This window comes from Pantoea sp. Sc1, from assembly GCF_000255315.1.
Taxonomy (GTDB): Bacteria; Pseudomonadota; Gammaproteobacteria; order Enterobacterales; family Enterobacteriaceae; genus Pantoea; species Pantoea anthophila.
The window spans coordinates 83,974-98,637 of the sequence record NZ_AJFP01000002.1 but is presented as its reverse complement, the minus strand read 5'-3'; the positions used below and the strand labels follow the sequence as shown (position 1 = coordinate 98,637).

Here is a 14,664-nt window from a genome sequence, read left to right as displayed (position 1 = left end):
CGTTTTCCTCGCTCATTCGTATTAACAGACAGGGGCACTCTGGCCCTGTCTGCAAACTCAATGAGGGAAGTGAAAATGAAAGCATTCCTGCCAACTCTGATTTTTTCAGCTTTAGTTTTCAGCAGTGCCACTTACGCGGCGAGCATGAGCAGCGACACGGTGATGGTCGGCGGTGCCGCCATGTACCCGTCGAAAAATATCGTACAGAATGCCATTAACTCAAAGGACCACACCACGCTGGTGGCCGCCGTTAAAGCCGCCGGGCTGGTTCCGACGCTCGAAGGCAAAGGCCCATTCACTGTTTTTGCACCCACCAATGAGGCGTTTGAAAAACTGCCGCAGGGCACGGTCGACTCTCTGCTGAAACCAGAGAACAAAGAGAAACTCACCAGCATCCTGACCTACCATGTGGTCTCAGGAAAACTGGATATGCAAGCACTGGAGAAGAAGATCAAAGCGGGTGGCGGCAAGGCCGAGCTGAAAACGGTGAATGGTGCGTCGCTGTGGGTGATGGCAAATGGCCCGCATAATATCCAGCTCAAAGATGCGCAGGGCAATATTGCCAGCATTACAACGTATGATGTCAACCAGAGTAACGGCGTTATTGATGTCATCGACACCGTGCTGATGCCATAACGCATTACCTATACTGTGTGTGGCCACCAGCACGGTGGTCACACCTTTCACAGGGAAGCCGATGACAAAAAATGTGCCCCCGATTCAGGCCGACTTAATGAACCGGATAGCCTGCGGCGACAAAGCGGCACTCGCGCAGCTTTACCGCGTCCTCTCGCCCCGACTTTACGGCATTATTCTGCGGATGGTCAGACGGCGGGACTGGGCAGAAGAGATCCTGCACGATACCTTTATTCAAATCTGGCAGTCAGCAACCTATTACGATGAGCGGCGCAGTGAACCGCAGATCTGGCTGAGTCACATTGCCCGTAATCGGGCGATCGATTTCCTGCGTAAACATGAGAACCGGTGCTGCTCTATGGAAGAGATTGGCGAAGCGGAAGCGGGTTTTCAGATATCTCTTCCCGCCGATGAGAGTCAAGCAGAGGCGCGGCGGCTTCAGCACTGTATGGCACACTTACCTGCTGAAGAGCGACAAAGCCTCTCGCTCGCCTACTACCGTGGCCTGTCCCAGAGTGAGATTGCCCTCTCCATGAGGCAGCCTGAAGGAACGGTAAAAAGCTGGATCCGGCGCGCGTTAACTCACCTTCGGGAGTGCATAGGCCTATGAATGGTCCCGAACACGACGATCTGATGGCGGCAGAATATGTCCTGGGACTCAGCGACCCGGAAACCCGTCTCAGGCTGGATAAACGCCTGACTGAAGATGACGCCTTTGCCGCGGAGGTGCTGCACTGGCAGAAAGCGTTCAGCGGTATCGATCTGATCACCCCGGAGGCCACACCTCGCGCGGCTGTCTGGCGGCAGATTGAGCGGGATCTTAACCGGAACGCTGCCACCACAAAACTGCCGCTCCGCCATCCCGGCGTCTGGCTGGGCTGGGGCCTTGCTGCGGCACTCTCGGGTCTGCTCCTTTTTACTTACCTGGACAAGCCGGAGATCCCCGAGACGCAGCAGCCGATTGCGGTTCTCAGTGGCACGCAGCCCGATGCACAATTTGTGGTGACGCTGGACAGGGCCGCTTCACACCTTCAGCTTTCTGCGCTTAACATTACGCTGCCGCAAAACAAGAACCTGCAGCTGTGGCTGATCAGAGGCAGTGCCCCGCCGCGATCGCTGGGCCTCATTACGCACCCTGACCATAACGTTTTCCCGCTTCTTCCTGGTACGTTAGATCATCAGACGGTCCTGGCGATAAGCCTGGAACCGGTTGGAGGATCAACGTTAAGCGGACCGTCCGGACCGGTCATTTTCCAGGGCAAGGTCACGCGGCCTTCATCGCCAGGCGCATGAGGTGATAAGGCCAGGATCAGAGGTCGCTGCTGCACGCCCGATTTTCGATTCCTTAAGTCTGGTAACTGATTTGCAGCGTTTTTACACTTCATCCGTTTCTTTTTACGCCTTTTTTACGGGCTGAACGTTTTAATTAGCGACTCCGGGCGCCTCTGCGCCCATGTTCAGGGAAGTCGTGGATGAAATGTTTTACTAAGCCCTATTCCATAGCGGGAGGCAGCGATACTGCCGTGGCTGAGCTTGCTGAACAACAGCGCCTGCGTCTTATCTCACCCCGCAAATGGTTCAGAGATGCCATTGAGGTCAATACGGATCCGACGCTGCTGAACACGCGCCTGATTGCGCAGTGGCTGGGCGCAACCCTCCCGGATGCCCGCTCACTGACGCTGGCGCTGAACAGCAGCCTCTGTTTTGGTCTTTACCGCAATGGCCGGCAAATCGGTTTTGCCCGGGTCGTGACCGACATGGTGGAGACCTGGGTGATCAGGAATCTGTTCATTTCACCCGAGTATCGTTTCGTCGGGCTCGGCTCATGGCTGCTGCACTGTTGCCTGTCGCATCCCGGCGCCAGAGGCTGCCGTAATATCATCGCCATGGGCGAGCCCGTTCCGGACTTTTTCGAACGCAACGGATTTATGGCTTTTCCACCATTACCCGGCGTCTACGTGACGACGCTGCATGACGGGAATCACACCCCGGTTTGCACAAACAGCGCCAGCAGGCATTAAGCCGTCGGGGCGCACACGCATGAGCGGTTTTCTTCAGTTTATTCTCCGACCTCCGATTAACAGCGACAGGCTGCGCGGCGCTTTTGCCTGCCTGCAGCCGGCCCTTAAGGAATACATCATGTCAGGCCTGATCCTTGTTTCTCATAATCAGTGTCAACGTTCGACGCTTACAGCTATCTATGACGGCATTCTCTCCCGACAGGGAGGACTCTGGATTAGCTGGGATGGCAAAAGCAGCGTCATCCCTGACGATGCACCAAGACCCTGCGCCGTACAGCAGACAGGCCAGTATGAAACCGTTACCTTCCCGATGACGCCGGGCGAGCTGAATGAGGGGTATCGCCATTATATTCACAAAGGGCTCTGGCCCGTTTTTCATCAGCGCCCCGACATGGCCCGGTTTTCCGCCAGCGGCTTCCAGGCGTATAAAAGCCTTAATAAAGCCTTTGCGCGCGCGATTTGTGAAAACATCACGCCCGATGATGTTATCTGGATTCAGGATTATCACCTGCTTGGCTGTGCCGCTTTTCTCCGTGAAGAGGGACTGACCCAGCCCGTGGGTTTTTTCCTGCATCAGCCTTTCCCTGCGGGCAGAATATTTGAAACCATTCCTGAATGGCGCTGGCTGACGGAGTCGCTGTTGTGTTGCGATCTGATTGGCTTTCAGACCGTGCAGGATATGAATAACTTTATCGTCTGGCTGGAGGGGGAATTCCGGACTGAACGCCTGGAGTCGCACTGTTTTCGTGTTCACGGCCGGATTATCAGGGTAGGCGTATTTCCGGTGGGGATTGACCTGGATGATGTCCAGGCTCTGCGCGAGAGCAACAGCTGTGCCTTTATGGAGATGCAGTGCCGCGACAGCCTGCCGGAAAACAGGGTGCTCAGCGGCGGCCATCTTGATGAGAGTTCAGGCCTGCCTTACCGAATCAGCACTCTTGAAGTGTTGCTGCGCAGACATGACTGCTATCAGAAAAACATTACGCTGCTGCAACTGGCCTCACCGGCAGCCGGACACGAACATGATGCCTCCGCAGTGGGCCAGGCACTGGAGGCGCGCTGCGGAGAGTTTAACGGGGTACATGGCGCCATGAACTGGTATCCGGTGAACTATCTGACGCAGGCTTACAGCCGCGAGGAACAGGCCGGGATCTATCGTGCCTCACGCGTGGCGCTGGTGACGCCATTAATGGCGGGCATGAGCCTGATGGCCAAAATGTATGTCGCTCTGCAGGACCCGAATAATCCCGGCGTGCTGATCCTCTCCCAGTTTGCCGGTGCAGCCGAGCAGCTGGAGGGTGCCATCACCGTTAACCCATACGATCCTGACGGCATGGCCAGTGCGGTACATACTGCATTGCAGATGCCGTTACGCGAACGGCGAAATCTGCATGCCCGTCTGATGAACATCCTGCATATACACAACAGCCATGCCTGGGCCGGGTCCTTTCTGCGCATGCTGATTAACGTGCCGGATGAACCGGCGTCACTGCCGCCACCAACGGTTTTTCCACGCCTGAGCAGCAGCCGGGCGAGGTACTGAATCAGCGCTATCTCCACGTCCGGGATGATGCGCCTGTATGCATCAACGCCTGTCGCCGGAATAGAAGCAGAGCAGGCTTTTAACCGCTTTTATGGGCAACGTTTTTCAGCTCTTCACGGGTTGGCCCCTGAAACCAGAATGAGCTTATGTGACAGCTTCGCGGTTGTTTGTACATGATGAATTATAAATGCCGCATGGAGAATATCTTTTTTAAAGATTAAGCAGCTAATTATTATCAGATTATTGATATGAGACTTTATTTTTTACCGCTGATTGAGTTGCTGGCTGTCATTTAAGTATCATGGTTATGTTTTATGTAACACCTGGAAATAACGCTACACGCTATAAAAACGAATGAAACATCAAACTCAGCTTTTGTGAGTATATTTCCAGACGTGACTTACGGTAGTTTAAGTCACAACGACTTAATACCTGCTTTTCCGATTTTATTAATGCACTCAGGATTATTCTGAAAGATTAAGATTTCATAATTTCAGATTAAATACGTCATGTTTTTTCTTGCGTTTACTTCGGACGGCAGTGACGCTGCCTGATTTGAATTATTTGTCAGAGGCCAGTGATACAAGCCCTGTTATGCTGAGGTCGCCATGAGAAAAATGAACTGTCTTAAAACTGTTTTCCTTACCTTTGCGCTGAGTGCCTTTATCTCTGCCAGTGCCCATGCCAGCAAAAATAACAACGGTCACGCCAATAAGCATCACCGCCATCGCCATCATGATAACCATACTGCGAGCAGCAGCGGGGATGCCAATGGCGGGAACGGCGGTAATGGCGGAAGCGGAAATAACACGCCGGGGGGCCGGGGCGGCGATGGCGGTAAAAACGGCGGTAACGGCAGTGATGGTGAAAATGGAGGCGACAGGGATAACAGACCCGGAAAAAACGGTGCTGACGGCAATGCGGGCACTGGAGGCAACGGTGGTAATGGTGGCCCGGGTGGGACTGCAGGTCGGGACGAATCGCCGGGCTAGCGGGGTTCTGAAATAGCAAGCTGACCTCATGAGAAAATTGCGCAAAGCATCCGCTTCGATATTGTAAGAAATAAAGAAAAATCTTGCTGTGCCGGTAAGATATCCGGAATAACCGGCTTGATAACCGTGCAGCGTAAATTTGCTCATATAAGTTTCAGGCAGAAATGCTTATTAACAGAGGCCTGCCTGCTATGGCTTATATCGCGTGTTCTGCGCTCAGATTTATGATTGTTTTTCCCACGCGCTGCGCTCAACTCAGAGCTGACAGCGTCCCATTACTCAAGCCAAGAGGATTTATTATGTCGGCATCTGTGATTAAAAACGCGCTTAAAACGACAGCTTTAGCAGCAGTCGTCATGGCCGGTTTACAGGGCGCTTCGTTTGCCAAAGAGCAGCCTTCTCAGATAACCCCTGATTCAGCTTCAGCCGGAAGCGTGTCTGTAAAAAAACCAGGGGCTTCTGTTGATGCAAGCGCGGTAAAACTGGCCGCCTGGCATCACCATCTGGAGATTAACAAGAGCTGTGACGATCCGTCACTGGGTGTGGGTTGCGGAGATGGCGACGCATAACGTCTGAAAAGTGCAGACACCTTGCAGAGGTGTCTGCACTGATGTGCAACAGATAAAACATTCTGCCTTCGGCCCCTTCGCCTCACTCCATCATTTACGCCGGCCTTGTCAGCATCTTAAATTCGTACTGAGTGTTATTTCAGAGGTGCTCAGAGAAGAAACGTATCCGCGATTTTAAAAAAATCCTCGCTATAAATGTCATATCCTGGCGAAAAGTGGTCTTTTGCTAATTTACTAAAAAATAAAGTGAGTATGCTTTGGCGGGTCGTTTTAATGAAAACTACTACAAGAGGATGGATGAGATGAAACAGGTCAGGATTTACACACTCAAAGACAGACAGTCAGCAGAAGTTTATTTCCGTACACACTGGCCCCGGCATATGATTTCTCTTCCCGCTTTTAATATATATGTCAATCATGTCTATCTGAGTGATGAGTGTCAGGTCATTGCCACCGTGACCTATCAGGAGGGAGCCGACATACAGGCTATAAATCAGGAGTATATGACCAGCGAGGCCTTCAGGTCTGACATGAAAGGTTTTGACATGTCCTCAATCCTCCGGGTAGAGGAAATCAGCATTAAAGAAGCCCTTTTCTGACTTCACGATTTTCTCAGCCAGCATACATACACGCCCCTGGCCGTGAATGCTTACTCAGGCAGCGTACAGGTGACTGGCCCGCTTCTGGCACTCCGGACCTGGCATCACTATTCCGCAGTTCCCTCTGCCCTGCTCGCAGGCCAAATCGGTGCGACAGCCTGACCGGCAGAGTCGCCAGACAGTGCCGGACTGCCGGAAGCCAGTTCACTGAGGAGGTGACCATGAAGATGATAATTCACGATATCGCTATTTATTTTGCCCCCTAATGACTGATAAAAACGGTTTGCTTCAGCGTTTGATTTCTCGGCATTCCAGCTGAGGCTACGACACTCATTCTTGAGAGCGAGTTTCGCCATAAAACGCATGAGGGATTTACCCGTGCCCTTACCTCTCTCACGCCGGGAGACATACAGCTCTTTAATGTGCATTTCGCCACTGTACCGCGGCGAGGGATAGAGAATAGTGCAACACGCCAGCCCAGTGATTTCAGCATCGCGACGCGCCCTGAGCACCAGCGTAGCGGAGAGCGGACTGAAGAGTCGGTTACTGAGATAATGCTTCATCAGTGTTTCCTGAATAATGCCCTTACCATAGTAGTGCTCTTCCATCTCGGTAAAAATTTTCACCATGGATTCCCATTCATCTGGCGGACATATTTCTACTGTTACTTCCATGTTTACTCCCTGTCACTGAAAAAATGTCATAGTCGAGCCGGGGTTTAGCCCAACCACAAACCTTGACTCTTTGGCCCCATATATAAGTGAGCTTAGCCTTGAGCGAAAAGCGGACACCCTATAGCGTCACCAGGCGTCCGTTCACCTGAAGTGGACGGATTACTTTACCCGCTTCCCCGTTTCGTCAATAACCTTCTCGCCATCCTCTTTTGTAAACGCGCCTTTCTGACCTTCCGGCAGAATATCCAGCACGATCTCTGAAGGGCGGCAAAGACGAGTGCCCAGCGGCGAAACCACTATCGGTCGATTAATCAGAATCGGATATTGAAGCATGAAATCAATCAACTGCTCATCACTGAATGTCTCTTCATCAAGACCCAGACGTTCATAAGGCTCAACGTTTTTACGCAGCAAGGCGCGCACCGTAATCCTCATATCTGCAATAAGTTTGATCAGCTCATCACGGGTCGGGGGCGTGTCGAGATAATAAATTATTGCAGGTTCGTTGCCGCTGTTGCGGATCATTTCCAGCGTGTTGCGTGAGGTGCCACAGGCCGGGTTGTGATAGATGGTTATGTTGCTCATATCAGTATCTCATTACAAAGTGACAGAGAGCCGCCACGCCAGCGCCGCCAGAGTGACAAACAGAACGGGCACAGTCATGACAATGCCGGTTCGCACGTAATAACCCCAGGTAATCGTGATATTTTTCCGGGCAAGCACGTGCAGCCACAGCAGGGTAGCCAGACTGCCAATCGGGGTGATTTTCGGCCCTAAATCGCAGCCAATCACGTTGGCATAAATCATTGCCTCTTTGACGACACCGGTCGCCGTGCTGCTGTCAATCGACAGCGCGCCAATCAGAACTGTCGGCATATTGTTCATCACTGATGAGAGAAACGCCGTCAGGAAGCCGGTACCGAACGCCGCTGTCCATAAACCCTTGTCTGCCAGCAGATCCAGCACGCCAGACAGGGTCTCCGTAAGCCCTGCATTGCGCAGGCCATAGACGACCAGATACATGCCAAGCGAGAAAATAACGATCTGCCAGGGTGCACCACGCAGGACTTTCCCGGTGTTAATGGCATGGCCTCTTTTCGCCCCCACAAACAGCACTGCTGCGCCAGCCGCTGCTATCGCACTGACCGGGATGCCCAGCGGTTCCAGAACAAAGAAACCGACAAGCAGCAATAACAGGACAATCCAGCCCGCCCTGAAGGTTGCCAGATCTTTTATCGCACTGGCTGGCGTCTTCAGCAGCGAAACGTCATAGGTCGCCGGAATATCCCTGCGGAAGAAGAGATGCAGCATCACCAGCGTGGCCACAATCGCTGCCAGATTCACGGGCACCATAACGGAGGCGTACTGCGTAAAGCCCAGGTCAAAGAAGTCTGCCGAGACAATATTGACCAGGTTAGAAACAATGAGCGGCAGACTGGCCGTATCTGCAATAAATCCTGCCGCCATGATAAAGGCCAGTGTTGTGCCCTGGCTGAATCCCAGCGCGAGCAGCATCGCAATGACAATTGGCGTCAGGATCAGCGCGGCACCGTCATTGGCAAACAATGCAGCAACAGCGGCACCCAGCAGGACTATCCAGGTAAATAAAAGGCGGCCACGTCCGTTACCCCAGCGGGAGACATGCAGAGCGGCCCATTCAAAGAAGCCGGACTCATCGAGCAGCAGGCTGATGATGATGACCGCAATGAATGCCGCTGTCGCATTCCAGACGATATTCCAGACAACGGGAATATCAGCGATATGGATGACGCCGGTTCCGAGCGCCAGCGCAGCTCCGATACTTGCGCTCCAGCCAATACTCAGCCCTCTGGGTTGCCAGATCACCAATATCAGCGTCAGTAGAAATATCCCTCCAGCCAGTAACATTTCAGACTCCATTACATATGATTACGTAAATATGTTTCCAGCCTCAGCAGGAGGTGCAGGCCGATTTTGCCAGCCATTCTCGCACCTCCTCCCGCAGGCACTGCCAGGACGTCGTGATTGTCTCAGCGGCCCACGCCGGTATATGCGGTGACAGACGATAGTGGACCCACTTACCTTCCCGACGATCAAGCACAAGCTTCGCCTCGCGAAGAAGCGCCATATGGCGTGATATTTTGGGCTGTGATTCGGCCGTGGCTGCACAGATATCGCACACGCACAGTTCTCCGGATTCCCGCAGAAGCATCACGATGGCGAGCCGTGTTTCATCTGACAGGATTTTAAAAAGCTGAACAGGCTGTAGCATTTTCCACTCCGCGCATCGAAAACACATATGTTAGTTCATATGTGTTGAGTTTAAAACCACCCAATTCCTCCGCAGAACAAAATGGAACAATTTTCAGCCCTGACCCTGGATGCTTTGATCAGCGCATTGCTGAAGCGGGAGCCACCATCAATCCTGATCTTTTATGGCTCAGCTATGCCGCAGAGTAAGCCGGTCGTCTGCTGACGGCATGGGCATCCTGAATCCCTCTGATTTACCCCTGCCTGATGATGCGCCGGAATCGCATCACAACGTTACCGGGATGCGCAGTCTGGTCAGGTGGTAAAAGCGTGGCAAAAGATCGACAAAAAAGGACGAATGAGACCTTCTTCATGATGTGACCGCATCGACGATGCATTAAACATTCTCCCATCCCGGACTGACTATCGACAGACGTATCTAATTCTGGGCAGTCGTCCAGAGCTGGCAATCTCCTGACACCAGTGGACCGTGCCTGAAGGAATTACATCTATTGATAAGGCACTCAGTAAATGGTTTTATCAATAACTATTCATGAATGCTGAATAAGGCCATAAGCATTGTCATTAGAATCCGCAGAGTGGTTTAGCCGGAATGGCATAGAGTGTTCACGGGTCAGAGCCCGTAACTCTGGCTTTCCGAAACATCTCCACAATGAATATGTCATCAGTGCAAACCTGACGGGGGTAGAGGAAATCTGGCTGGCGGGAAAAACCGCTTATGTCAAAAGCGGGCAGGTTACCTTATACAATCCGGGAACGATTCAGGCTTCACGTTTTGATACTCACGCAGTTGAATTTATCAGCGTACACATACCTCAGGCTCTGATAAAAAAGCTGGCTGAGGAGGAGAATCTCAATAGCGCTCACCAAGCCCCGGTTCTGCGCGAAGGCATAATCAATAACACCCGCCTGTTTGACGCGCTGACCCGTTTTGCATCATCGGCCCGGCTTGATCGGGGCATGGATGAGGAGCAGGAACTGATTTTACTTTGTGGTGAACTGCTTGAGTCGCCAGCTCTTCTTCAGCAGGGGGACGAGCAGAAAATCAACCTTGTTATTGCCTGCCTGCGGGAGCACCTTAGCGTACGACCACAGCTGGAGATGCTCGCTCAGTTGGCAGGGATGAGTAAATATCATCTTGTTCGCGTCTTCACCCGGCACACAGGTATGCCGCCTCTGCAATATCACATGCAGCTACGTCTGCACCATGCCCGCGACCTGCTTCGCAGAAATGTGCATCCGCTTGATGCGGCACTCATGCTGGGATTTTACGATCAGAGTCATTTCATTAATGCGTTTCGCAAAGTGATGGGAATTACCCCCCAACACTATGCTTCGCAGGTCAGATCAGGCCACTATAAATTCCCGGTAGCCTGAGACAATCACGTAAAGCGCAAAATAGCTGAATATGATCGCCGAGGCGATAAAGGAATATTTAAGCAGGCGTTGACCCAGCAGTTTGCCGCCAAAACTTCCCACCAGGCACAGGACACACGTCCAGAACATGCCCGCAATGAAAAATCCTCCCAGAAACCAGGAGGTAGCGGCAACATTGTGCGGACCCATCCGGGAGATCAGCGCACCGCCCACGGTCGCAAACCAGAGAATGGCCGAGGGAGACGACATGGCGAGCACTACACCACGCCCGAATTCACGTATGAGCGGACGGGAGTGATGCGTTTCGCTCACGTCAGGCTCCGAAGCGTTTCTGAAAGCAGCTATCAGCATTTTGCCTGCGAACCAGATAAGCATCGCACCACCCCCGATCCACAATATCCAGCGAACGACTTCATACTGAAGCAGTACGGCCATGCCCGCCAGCGCCAGTAGTGCATATGCCAGATCACTCACACACGTCCCCATTCCCAGCCAGAAACCATGAAAATATCCGCGTTGCATGGCAAGGGTGATCATCGCAATATTGGCAATCCCGATATCAAGACACAATGAAAGGCTCAGTAAGAAGCCATTCGAAAACTCGATCATAATTTAAAGCCTCTAATCGTCTTAACATCCCCGTTTACCCGACCAGTTAAGCAGCCGATCGGTAATTCGTATTGGAAGAAATTGCGCGAAGAGGCAGATCTAAGGACACATCGTATCCTTCATCAACGACTTAGCTGAGCCATAATGTTAAATCGGTTCGCACGTCTGGTCGCCCCCCTCTCCTGTCTTGTCCGGACGGGAATCAGTCCGAAGTGTTCCTTCTGTCGCGATAACATCGCCATTTACATCGCTCGCTATTTAATAGTTTACAACAAGGTCATTTGATGTCAGTGTAACCAAACTAAATAGCACACTACTTAATAGCAAACATAAGGAAAGCCGTCATGAAAATAAAAATTACCGCAGGTGCTTTATTGTTAGCCAGTCAGATGACGTCAGCCTGGGCTGATTCTGCTGAAAACGTGCCGCAACCTACCGCTGGCGTGGCGACGTTCCTTAACGCACTGAACAGCAGTGGCGGAAAGCCCATGGAGACCTTATCCCCTGAAGAGGCCCGCGCAGTACTGACCGGAGCGCAGAAAGGTGCCCCACTGCCGCCCGCCCGGATCGCTGAAAAAACCATCACGGTAATGGGCAAACTGCTGACGCTGACGATAGTGAAACCTGCCAGTGCCTCTGGCGAGTTACCGGTGTTCATGTTTTTCCACGGCGGTGGCTGGATACTGGGTGACTTTCCTACACACGAGCGTCTGGTTCGCGATCTCGTTAATGAGTCCGGTGCTGCGGCGGTATTTGTGAACTACACACCTTCACCTGAAGCCCATTATCCGGTTGCGATTATCCAGGCTTATGAGGCAACAAAATGGGTGGCCGAATATGGCAGTGAAATTGGCGTGGACGGTAAGCGTCTGGCACTGGTGGGGAACAGCGTGGGCGGAAACATGGTTGCTGCCGTCGCGTTACAGGCTAAACAACATAAAACACCGGCAATACGCTATGACGTGATGCTGTGGCCTGTTACCGATGCTCATTTTGATGATGCCTCTTACCAGCAATTTGCCAATGGCTATTTTCTGACGCGAAACATGATGAAGTGGTTCTGGGACAACTACACCACCTCAGAAAAGGAGAGGAGTAACATTCTGGCCTCGCCGCTGCGCGCAACCAAAGCCGAGCTGGCGGGGTTACCGCCAACGCTGATTCAGACTGCCGAGCTGGATGTACTGCGTGATGAAGGGGAAGCATTTGGCCGAAAACTGGATGCTGCTGGTGTGCCGGTAACCGTCACGCGCTATAACGGCATGATCCATGACTTTGGTTTGCTGAATGCCCTGAGTAAAGAGCCAACGGTGCGAACGGCGATTAGCCAGGCGTCAGCAGAGCTGAAGGAACATCTTAAGTAAACGCCGTGATTCATGCGTTGTAAAAGGGCGAATCAGCCGGCCAGCGCCGGCTGACTTCTCAGGCTTTAATGCAGTCAGGCATCAGCGACTTATGACTCGTCTCTGTGCAACCTGAATAAGCGGCATACAATGATCGAATTGATACCTGATAACCCGAAGAGGCCTTCATTATAAGATTTTACAGATAGCAAAAAAGCCAGGTGCAGCCGCTGTCGATGATGATAAACGCAAATATTTATTACCGGGTGAGTTAAAAAAATCCACTCTGGGCTTAATTATCCGCCAGTACCAGAAAAATTCCATTATGCGAAATTTTAATTTCGAGATTATTTCAATTTTTCTTAGCCTGAACCAGAGGCAGCGATTCATTCAGCTGCTGTCTGGCTAAATCGTTCATCACTTCGTAAATGACATCTTTCATCCAGTGATGGCCGGGAGTGACACTGCGGCCATGATGAAAATAGGCGTTCAGTCTGTAAGGGGACACAGAAAACGGCACAGGAAAGCAGTTAAAGGACTGCGAACAGAAAAGTGTTTTTATCGCTCTCTCAGGCAAGGTAGTGATCAGTTCTGAGTGTGTGACGATTGCCGGTGCTGACAAAAGACTGGGTAATTCAACAACTATGCGTCGCTTTATGTTCATTTTTGCCAGTTCCTGATCGATAACTCCGCGAACTTCATTCCACGGATTAACAACAATATGCCCTTCCGCCAGAAAATGTTCGAGTGTCAGCCTGCTCTTTATGCGCGGGTGTTTACTATTCACCGCAACGACATAATCATCCGTGAAGCCTTCAATGACGCCAGTCTGGCTGTGATGGCGCATACCAGGAGCCTGAAATCCAATAGCGAAATCAACTTTACCGGCAAGAAGTTCGTTCAGAGAATCATGGTGTGTTGAATAAAAAGTTTTAACCGAGACACCTGGCGCTTTCTTCTGCAGGAGAGTAATAAGCGCAGGGAAAAAAACGGCCGCAGTATAGTCTGTGACGGCAAAACGGAATGTCTGGTTACTGGTTTCAGGCTTGAACACGTCTGCAGTTCTGAGGCTGTCTGACATAGCGTTAAGTGCGGCAGATAAACCTGATGCAATGGCGTGAGCCCGCGCAGTAGGCTGCATTTCGCTCCCTTGCCTGATAAAGAGCGAATCATTCAGAGCAATTCTAAGCCTGGATAGTGCATGGCTCAGCGCCGACGGGCTCAGTGCCAGCTCTCCCGCGGCCAGGGTTATCCTGCGATGGCGATAAATGGAGTCAAAAACCAGCAGCAGGTTCATATCGATAGACCTCAATTCCTGATGCATAGTGTTCATTTTCATCCTGAGGATAATGCAGTAGGTTCATCATAATATGTGAGTAAAATAACGAGGTCCAGAATAAGCCATTGAGGAGATAAAATGACCAGTCCAGTTTTCCGTGAAGTTGCCATTTCAGATCTGGATGGATGTTATGCCATCGAAAGCGAAGCTTATGAGGGTGACGAAGCCGCTACACGAGAAAAGATTGCCACTCGTATTAAACGCTATCCGGAGGGATTTTTATGCGCAGAGCTAAATGGAAAGCTTATCGGCTTCATCAACTGTGGGTGTGCCTGGGAGGTTGTCATGTCTGATGAGGAATTCAAGGAGCTGATTGGTCATAATGCCGATGCGCCAAACGTAGTGATCATGTCCGTTGTGGTTGATCCTGTCTGTCAGGGCAGAGGTTATGCCGGTCAGATGATGCGCGAATTTATTAACCTGATGAGGAAAAAAGATAAAAAAACAATTCACCTTATGTGTAAAACGCATCATATTGAATTTTATGCTAAATTTGGCTTCGACTACATTAAGCCTTCTGATTCAGAACATGGCGGCATGGCATGGCATGAAATGTCCATGACGCTGTAAGTCGGGCCTCCAGACAACCTTTTGAAATGCCACTTTCATTCCCACTAAAAAGTCAGCCAGACGTTCATATGTCAGGTATAAATAATTCACCTGCTATATAAACGTCTCTGCCCAGAGAACTAAAGCACATACATGTCAAACC

Annotated in this window: 17 protein-coding genes; 10 read left to right on the top strand and 7 right to left on the bottom strand. The window is 51.5% G+C overall.

The features are described from left to right. Positions 1-75 precede the first annotated feature (75 nt). The 5 genes from S7A_RS18285 (at position 76) to S7A_RS18265 (ending at position 4,200) form a co-directional block, all read left to right on the top strand. Positions 76-636, top strand: a complete 561-nt coding sequence (locus tag S7A_RS18285) for a fasciclin domain-containing protein (RefSeq protein ID WP_009092802.1) — start codon at positions 76-78, stop codon at positions 634-636. A 61-nt stretch (positions 637-697) separates the two neighbouring features. Continuing rightward, entirely contained in the window at positions 698-1,246 is a 549-nt protein-coding gene (locus S7A_RS18280; protein WP_009092801.1) for a sigma-70 family RNA polymerase sigma factor, read from the top strand. Then, positions 1,243-1,929 (top strand): anti-sigma factor domain-containing protein, encoded by a 687-nt coding sequence (locus S7A_RS18275; RefSeq protein WP_009092800.1) that lies wholly within the window; start codon positions 1,243-1,245, stop codon positions 1,927-1,929. The genes S7A_RS18280 and S7A_RS18275 overlap by 4 nt, the downstream gene beginning before the upstream one ends. Positions 1,930-2,108: 179 nt before the next feature. After that, positions 2,109-2,657 (top strand): GNAT family N-acetyltransferase, encoded by a 549-nt coding sequence (locus tag S7A_RS18270; protein ID WP_009092799.1) that lies wholly within the window; start codon positions 2,109-2,111, stop codon positions 2,655-2,657. A 118-nt stretch (positions 2,658-2,775) separates the two neighbouring features. Then, entirely contained in the window at positions 2,776-4,200 is a 1,425-nt protein-coding gene (locus S7A_RS18265; RefSeq protein WP_033736798.1) for a trehalose-6-phosphate synthase, read from the top strand. Between the two features lie 560 nt (positions 4,201-4,760). Here the strand turns inward: S7A_RS18265 and S7A_RS21770 are convergent. After that, a complete protein-coding gene (locus S7A_RS21770; protein WP_158000258.1) occupies positions 4,761-5,339 on the bottom strand; it encodes a hypothetical protein in 579 nt (192 codons plus the stop codon). Positions 5,340-5,491: 152 nt separating this feature from the next. Between S7A_RS21770 and S7A_RS18250 the strand changes: the two genes are divergently transcribed. Together S7A_RS18250 and S7A_RS18245 are read left to right on the top strand one after the other, a co-directional pair. After that, positions 5,492-5,761 (top strand): hypothetical protein, encoded by a 270-nt coding sequence (locus S7A_RS18250; protein ID WP_009092796.1) that lies wholly within the window; start codon positions 5,492-5,494, stop codon positions 5,759-5,761. Positions 5,762-6,063: 302 nt separating this feature from the next. Next, a complete protein-coding gene (locus S7A_RS18245) occupies positions 6,064-6,360 on the top strand; it encodes a hypothetical protein (protein WP_009092795.1) in 297 nt (98 codons plus the stop codon). Between the two features lie 107 nt (positions 6,361-6,467). Here S7A_RS18245 and S7A_RS18240 read toward each other — a convergent pair whose 3' ends face one another. The 4 genes from S7A_RS18240 to S7A_RS18225 all read right to left on the bottom strand — a co-directional run bounded on the left by S7A_RS18240 (position 6,468) and on the right by S7A_RS18225 (position 9,285). Further along, positions 6,468-7,034 carry an N-acetyltransferase gene (locus S7A_RS18240; RefSeq protein WP_009092794.1) on the bottom strand — a complete coding sequence of 189 codons (567 nt, stop codon included), beginning with the start codon at positions 7,032-7,034 and terminating at the stop codon, positions 6,468-6,470. A gap of 159 nt (positions 7,035-7,193) precedes the next feature. Beyond that, positions 7,194-7,619 (bottom strand): glutaredoxin-dependent arsenate reductase, encoded by a 426-nt coding sequence (gene arsC / locus S7A_RS18235; RefSeq protein ID WP_009092793.1) that lies wholly within the window; start codon positions 7,617-7,619, stop codon positions 7,194-7,196. Positions 7,620-7,631: 12 nt separating this feature from the next. Further along, positions 7,632-8,921 carry an arsenic transporter gene (locus tag S7A_RS18230; RefSeq protein WP_009092792.1) on the bottom strand — a complete coding sequence of 430 codons (1,290 nt, stop codon included), beginning with the start codon at positions 8,919-8,921 and terminating at the stop codon, positions 7,632-7,634. 43 nt (positions 8,922-8,964) lie between these two features. Next, a complete protein-coding gene (locus S7A_RS18225; RefSeq protein ID WP_009092791.1) occupies positions 8,965-9,285 on the bottom strand; it encodes a transcriptional regulator in 321 nt (106 codons plus the stop codon). Positions 9,286-9,842: 557 nt separating this feature from the next. Between S7A_RS18225 and S7A_RS18220 the strand changes: the two genes are divergently transcribed. Next, the gene (locus S7A_RS18220; RefSeq protein WP_009092790.1) at positions 9,843-10,661 is read left to right on the top strand and encodes an AraC family transcriptional regulator; all 819 of its coding nucleotides are present in this window, start codon (positions 9,843-9,845) and stop codon (positions 10,659-10,661) included. On the opposite strand, the gene S7A_RS18215 is transcribed toward S7A_RS18220, so the two are convergent. Beyond that, positions 10,632-11,270: a LysE family transporter gene (locus S7A_RS18215; RefSeq protein WP_009092789.1), complete on the bottom strand. Its 639-nt coding sequence runs from the start codon at positions 11,268-11,270 to the stop codon at positions 10,632-10,634. The two genes, S7A_RS18220 and S7A_RS18215, sit on opposite strands and share 30 nt — an antisense overlap. Before the next feature lie 344 nt (positions 11,271-11,614). Between S7A_RS18215 and S7A_RS18210 the strand changes: the two genes are divergently transcribed. Beyond that, positions 11,615-12,634, top strand: coding sequence for an alpha/beta hydrolase (locus tag S7A_RS18210; RefSeq protein ID WP_009092787.1), 1,020 nt, complete (start codon positions 11,615-11,617; stop codon positions 12,632-12,634). A gap of 331 nt (positions 12,635-12,965) precedes the next feature. Here the strand turns inward: S7A_RS18210 and S7A_RS18205 are convergent, their stop codons facing one another. Next, the gene (locus tag S7A_RS18205) at positions 12,966-13,946 is read right to left on the bottom strand and encodes a LysR family transcriptional regulator (protein WP_009092786.1); all 981 of its coding nucleotides are present in this window, start codon (positions 13,944-13,946) and stop codon (positions 12,966-12,968) included. A gap of 84 nt (positions 13,947-14,030) precedes the next feature. Between S7A_RS18205 and S7A_RS18200 the strand changes: the two genes are divergently transcribed. Next, positions 14,031-14,522 (top strand): GNAT family N-acetyltransferase, encoded by a 492-nt coding sequence (locus S7A_RS18200; RefSeq protein WP_009092785.1) that lies wholly within the window; start codon positions 14,031-14,033, stop codon positions 14,520-14,522. Positions 14,523-14,664: the final 142 nt, after the last annotated feature.

Bases quoted from the DNA above. Each gene is read 5' to 3' on its own strand.
- S7A_RS18200 (WP_009092785.1), top strand. From the start codon at position 14,031: ATGACCAGTCCAGTTTTCCGTGAAGTTGCCATTTCAGATCTGGATGGA.
- S7A_RS18230 (WP_009092792.1), bottom strand. From the start codon at position 8,921: ATGTTACTGGCTGGAGGGATATTTCTACTGACGCTGATATTGGTGATC.
- S7A_RS18265 (WP_033736798.1), top strand. From the start codon at position 2,776: ATGTCAGGCCTGATCCTTGTTTCTCATAATCAGTGTCAACGTTCGACG.
- S7A_RS18245 (WP_009092795.1), top strand. From the start codon at position 6,064: ATGAAACAGGTCAGGATTTACACACTCAAAGACAGACAGTCAGCAGAA.
- S7A_RS18240 (WP_009092794.1), bottom strand. From the start codon at position 7,034: ATGGAAGTAACAGTAGAAATATGTCCGCCAGATGAATGGGAATCCATG.
- S7A_RS21770 (WP_158000258.1), bottom strand. From the start codon at position 5,339: ATGAGCAAATTTACGCTGCACGGTTATCAAGCCGGTTATTCCGGATAT.
- S7A_RS18210 (WP_009092787.1), top strand. From the start codon at position 11,615: ATGAAAATAAAAATTACCGCAGGTGCTTTATTGTTAGCCAGTCAGATG.
- S7A_RS18280 (WP_009092801.1), top strand. From the start codon at position 698: ATGACAAAAAATGTGCCCCCGATTCAGGCCGACTTAATGAACCGGATA.
- S7A_RS18275 (WP_009092800.1), top strand. From the start codon at position 1,243: ATGAATGGTCCCGAACACGACGATCTGATGGCGGCAGAATATGTCCTG.
- S7A_RS18250 (WP_009092796.1), top strand. From the start codon at position 5,492: ATGTCGGCATCTGTGATTAAAAACGCGCTTAAAACGACAGCTTTAGCA.
- S7A_RS18215 (WP_009092789.1), bottom strand. From the start codon at position 11,270: ATGATCGAGTTTTCGAATGGCTTCTTACTGAGCCTTTCATTGTGTCTT.
- S7A_RS18285 (WP_009092802.1), top strand. From the start codon at position 76: ATGAAAGCATTCCTGCCAACTCTGATTTTTTCAGCTTTAGTTTTCAGC.
- arsC (WP_009092793.1), bottom strand. From the start codon at position 7,619: ATGAGCAACATAACCATCTATCACAACCCGGCCTGTGGCACCTCACGC.
- S7A_RS18270 (WP_009092799.1), top strand. From the start codon at position 2,109: ATGAAATGTTTTACTAAGCCCTATTCCATAGCGGGAGGCAGCGATACT.
- S7A_RS18225 (WP_009092791.1), bottom strand. From the start codon at position 9,285: ATGCTACAGCCTGTTCAGCTTTTTAAAATCCTGTCAGATGAAACACGG.
- S7A_RS18205 (WP_009092786.1), bottom strand. From the start codon at position 13,946: ATGAACACTATGCATCAGGAATTGAGGTCTATCGATATGAACCTGCTG.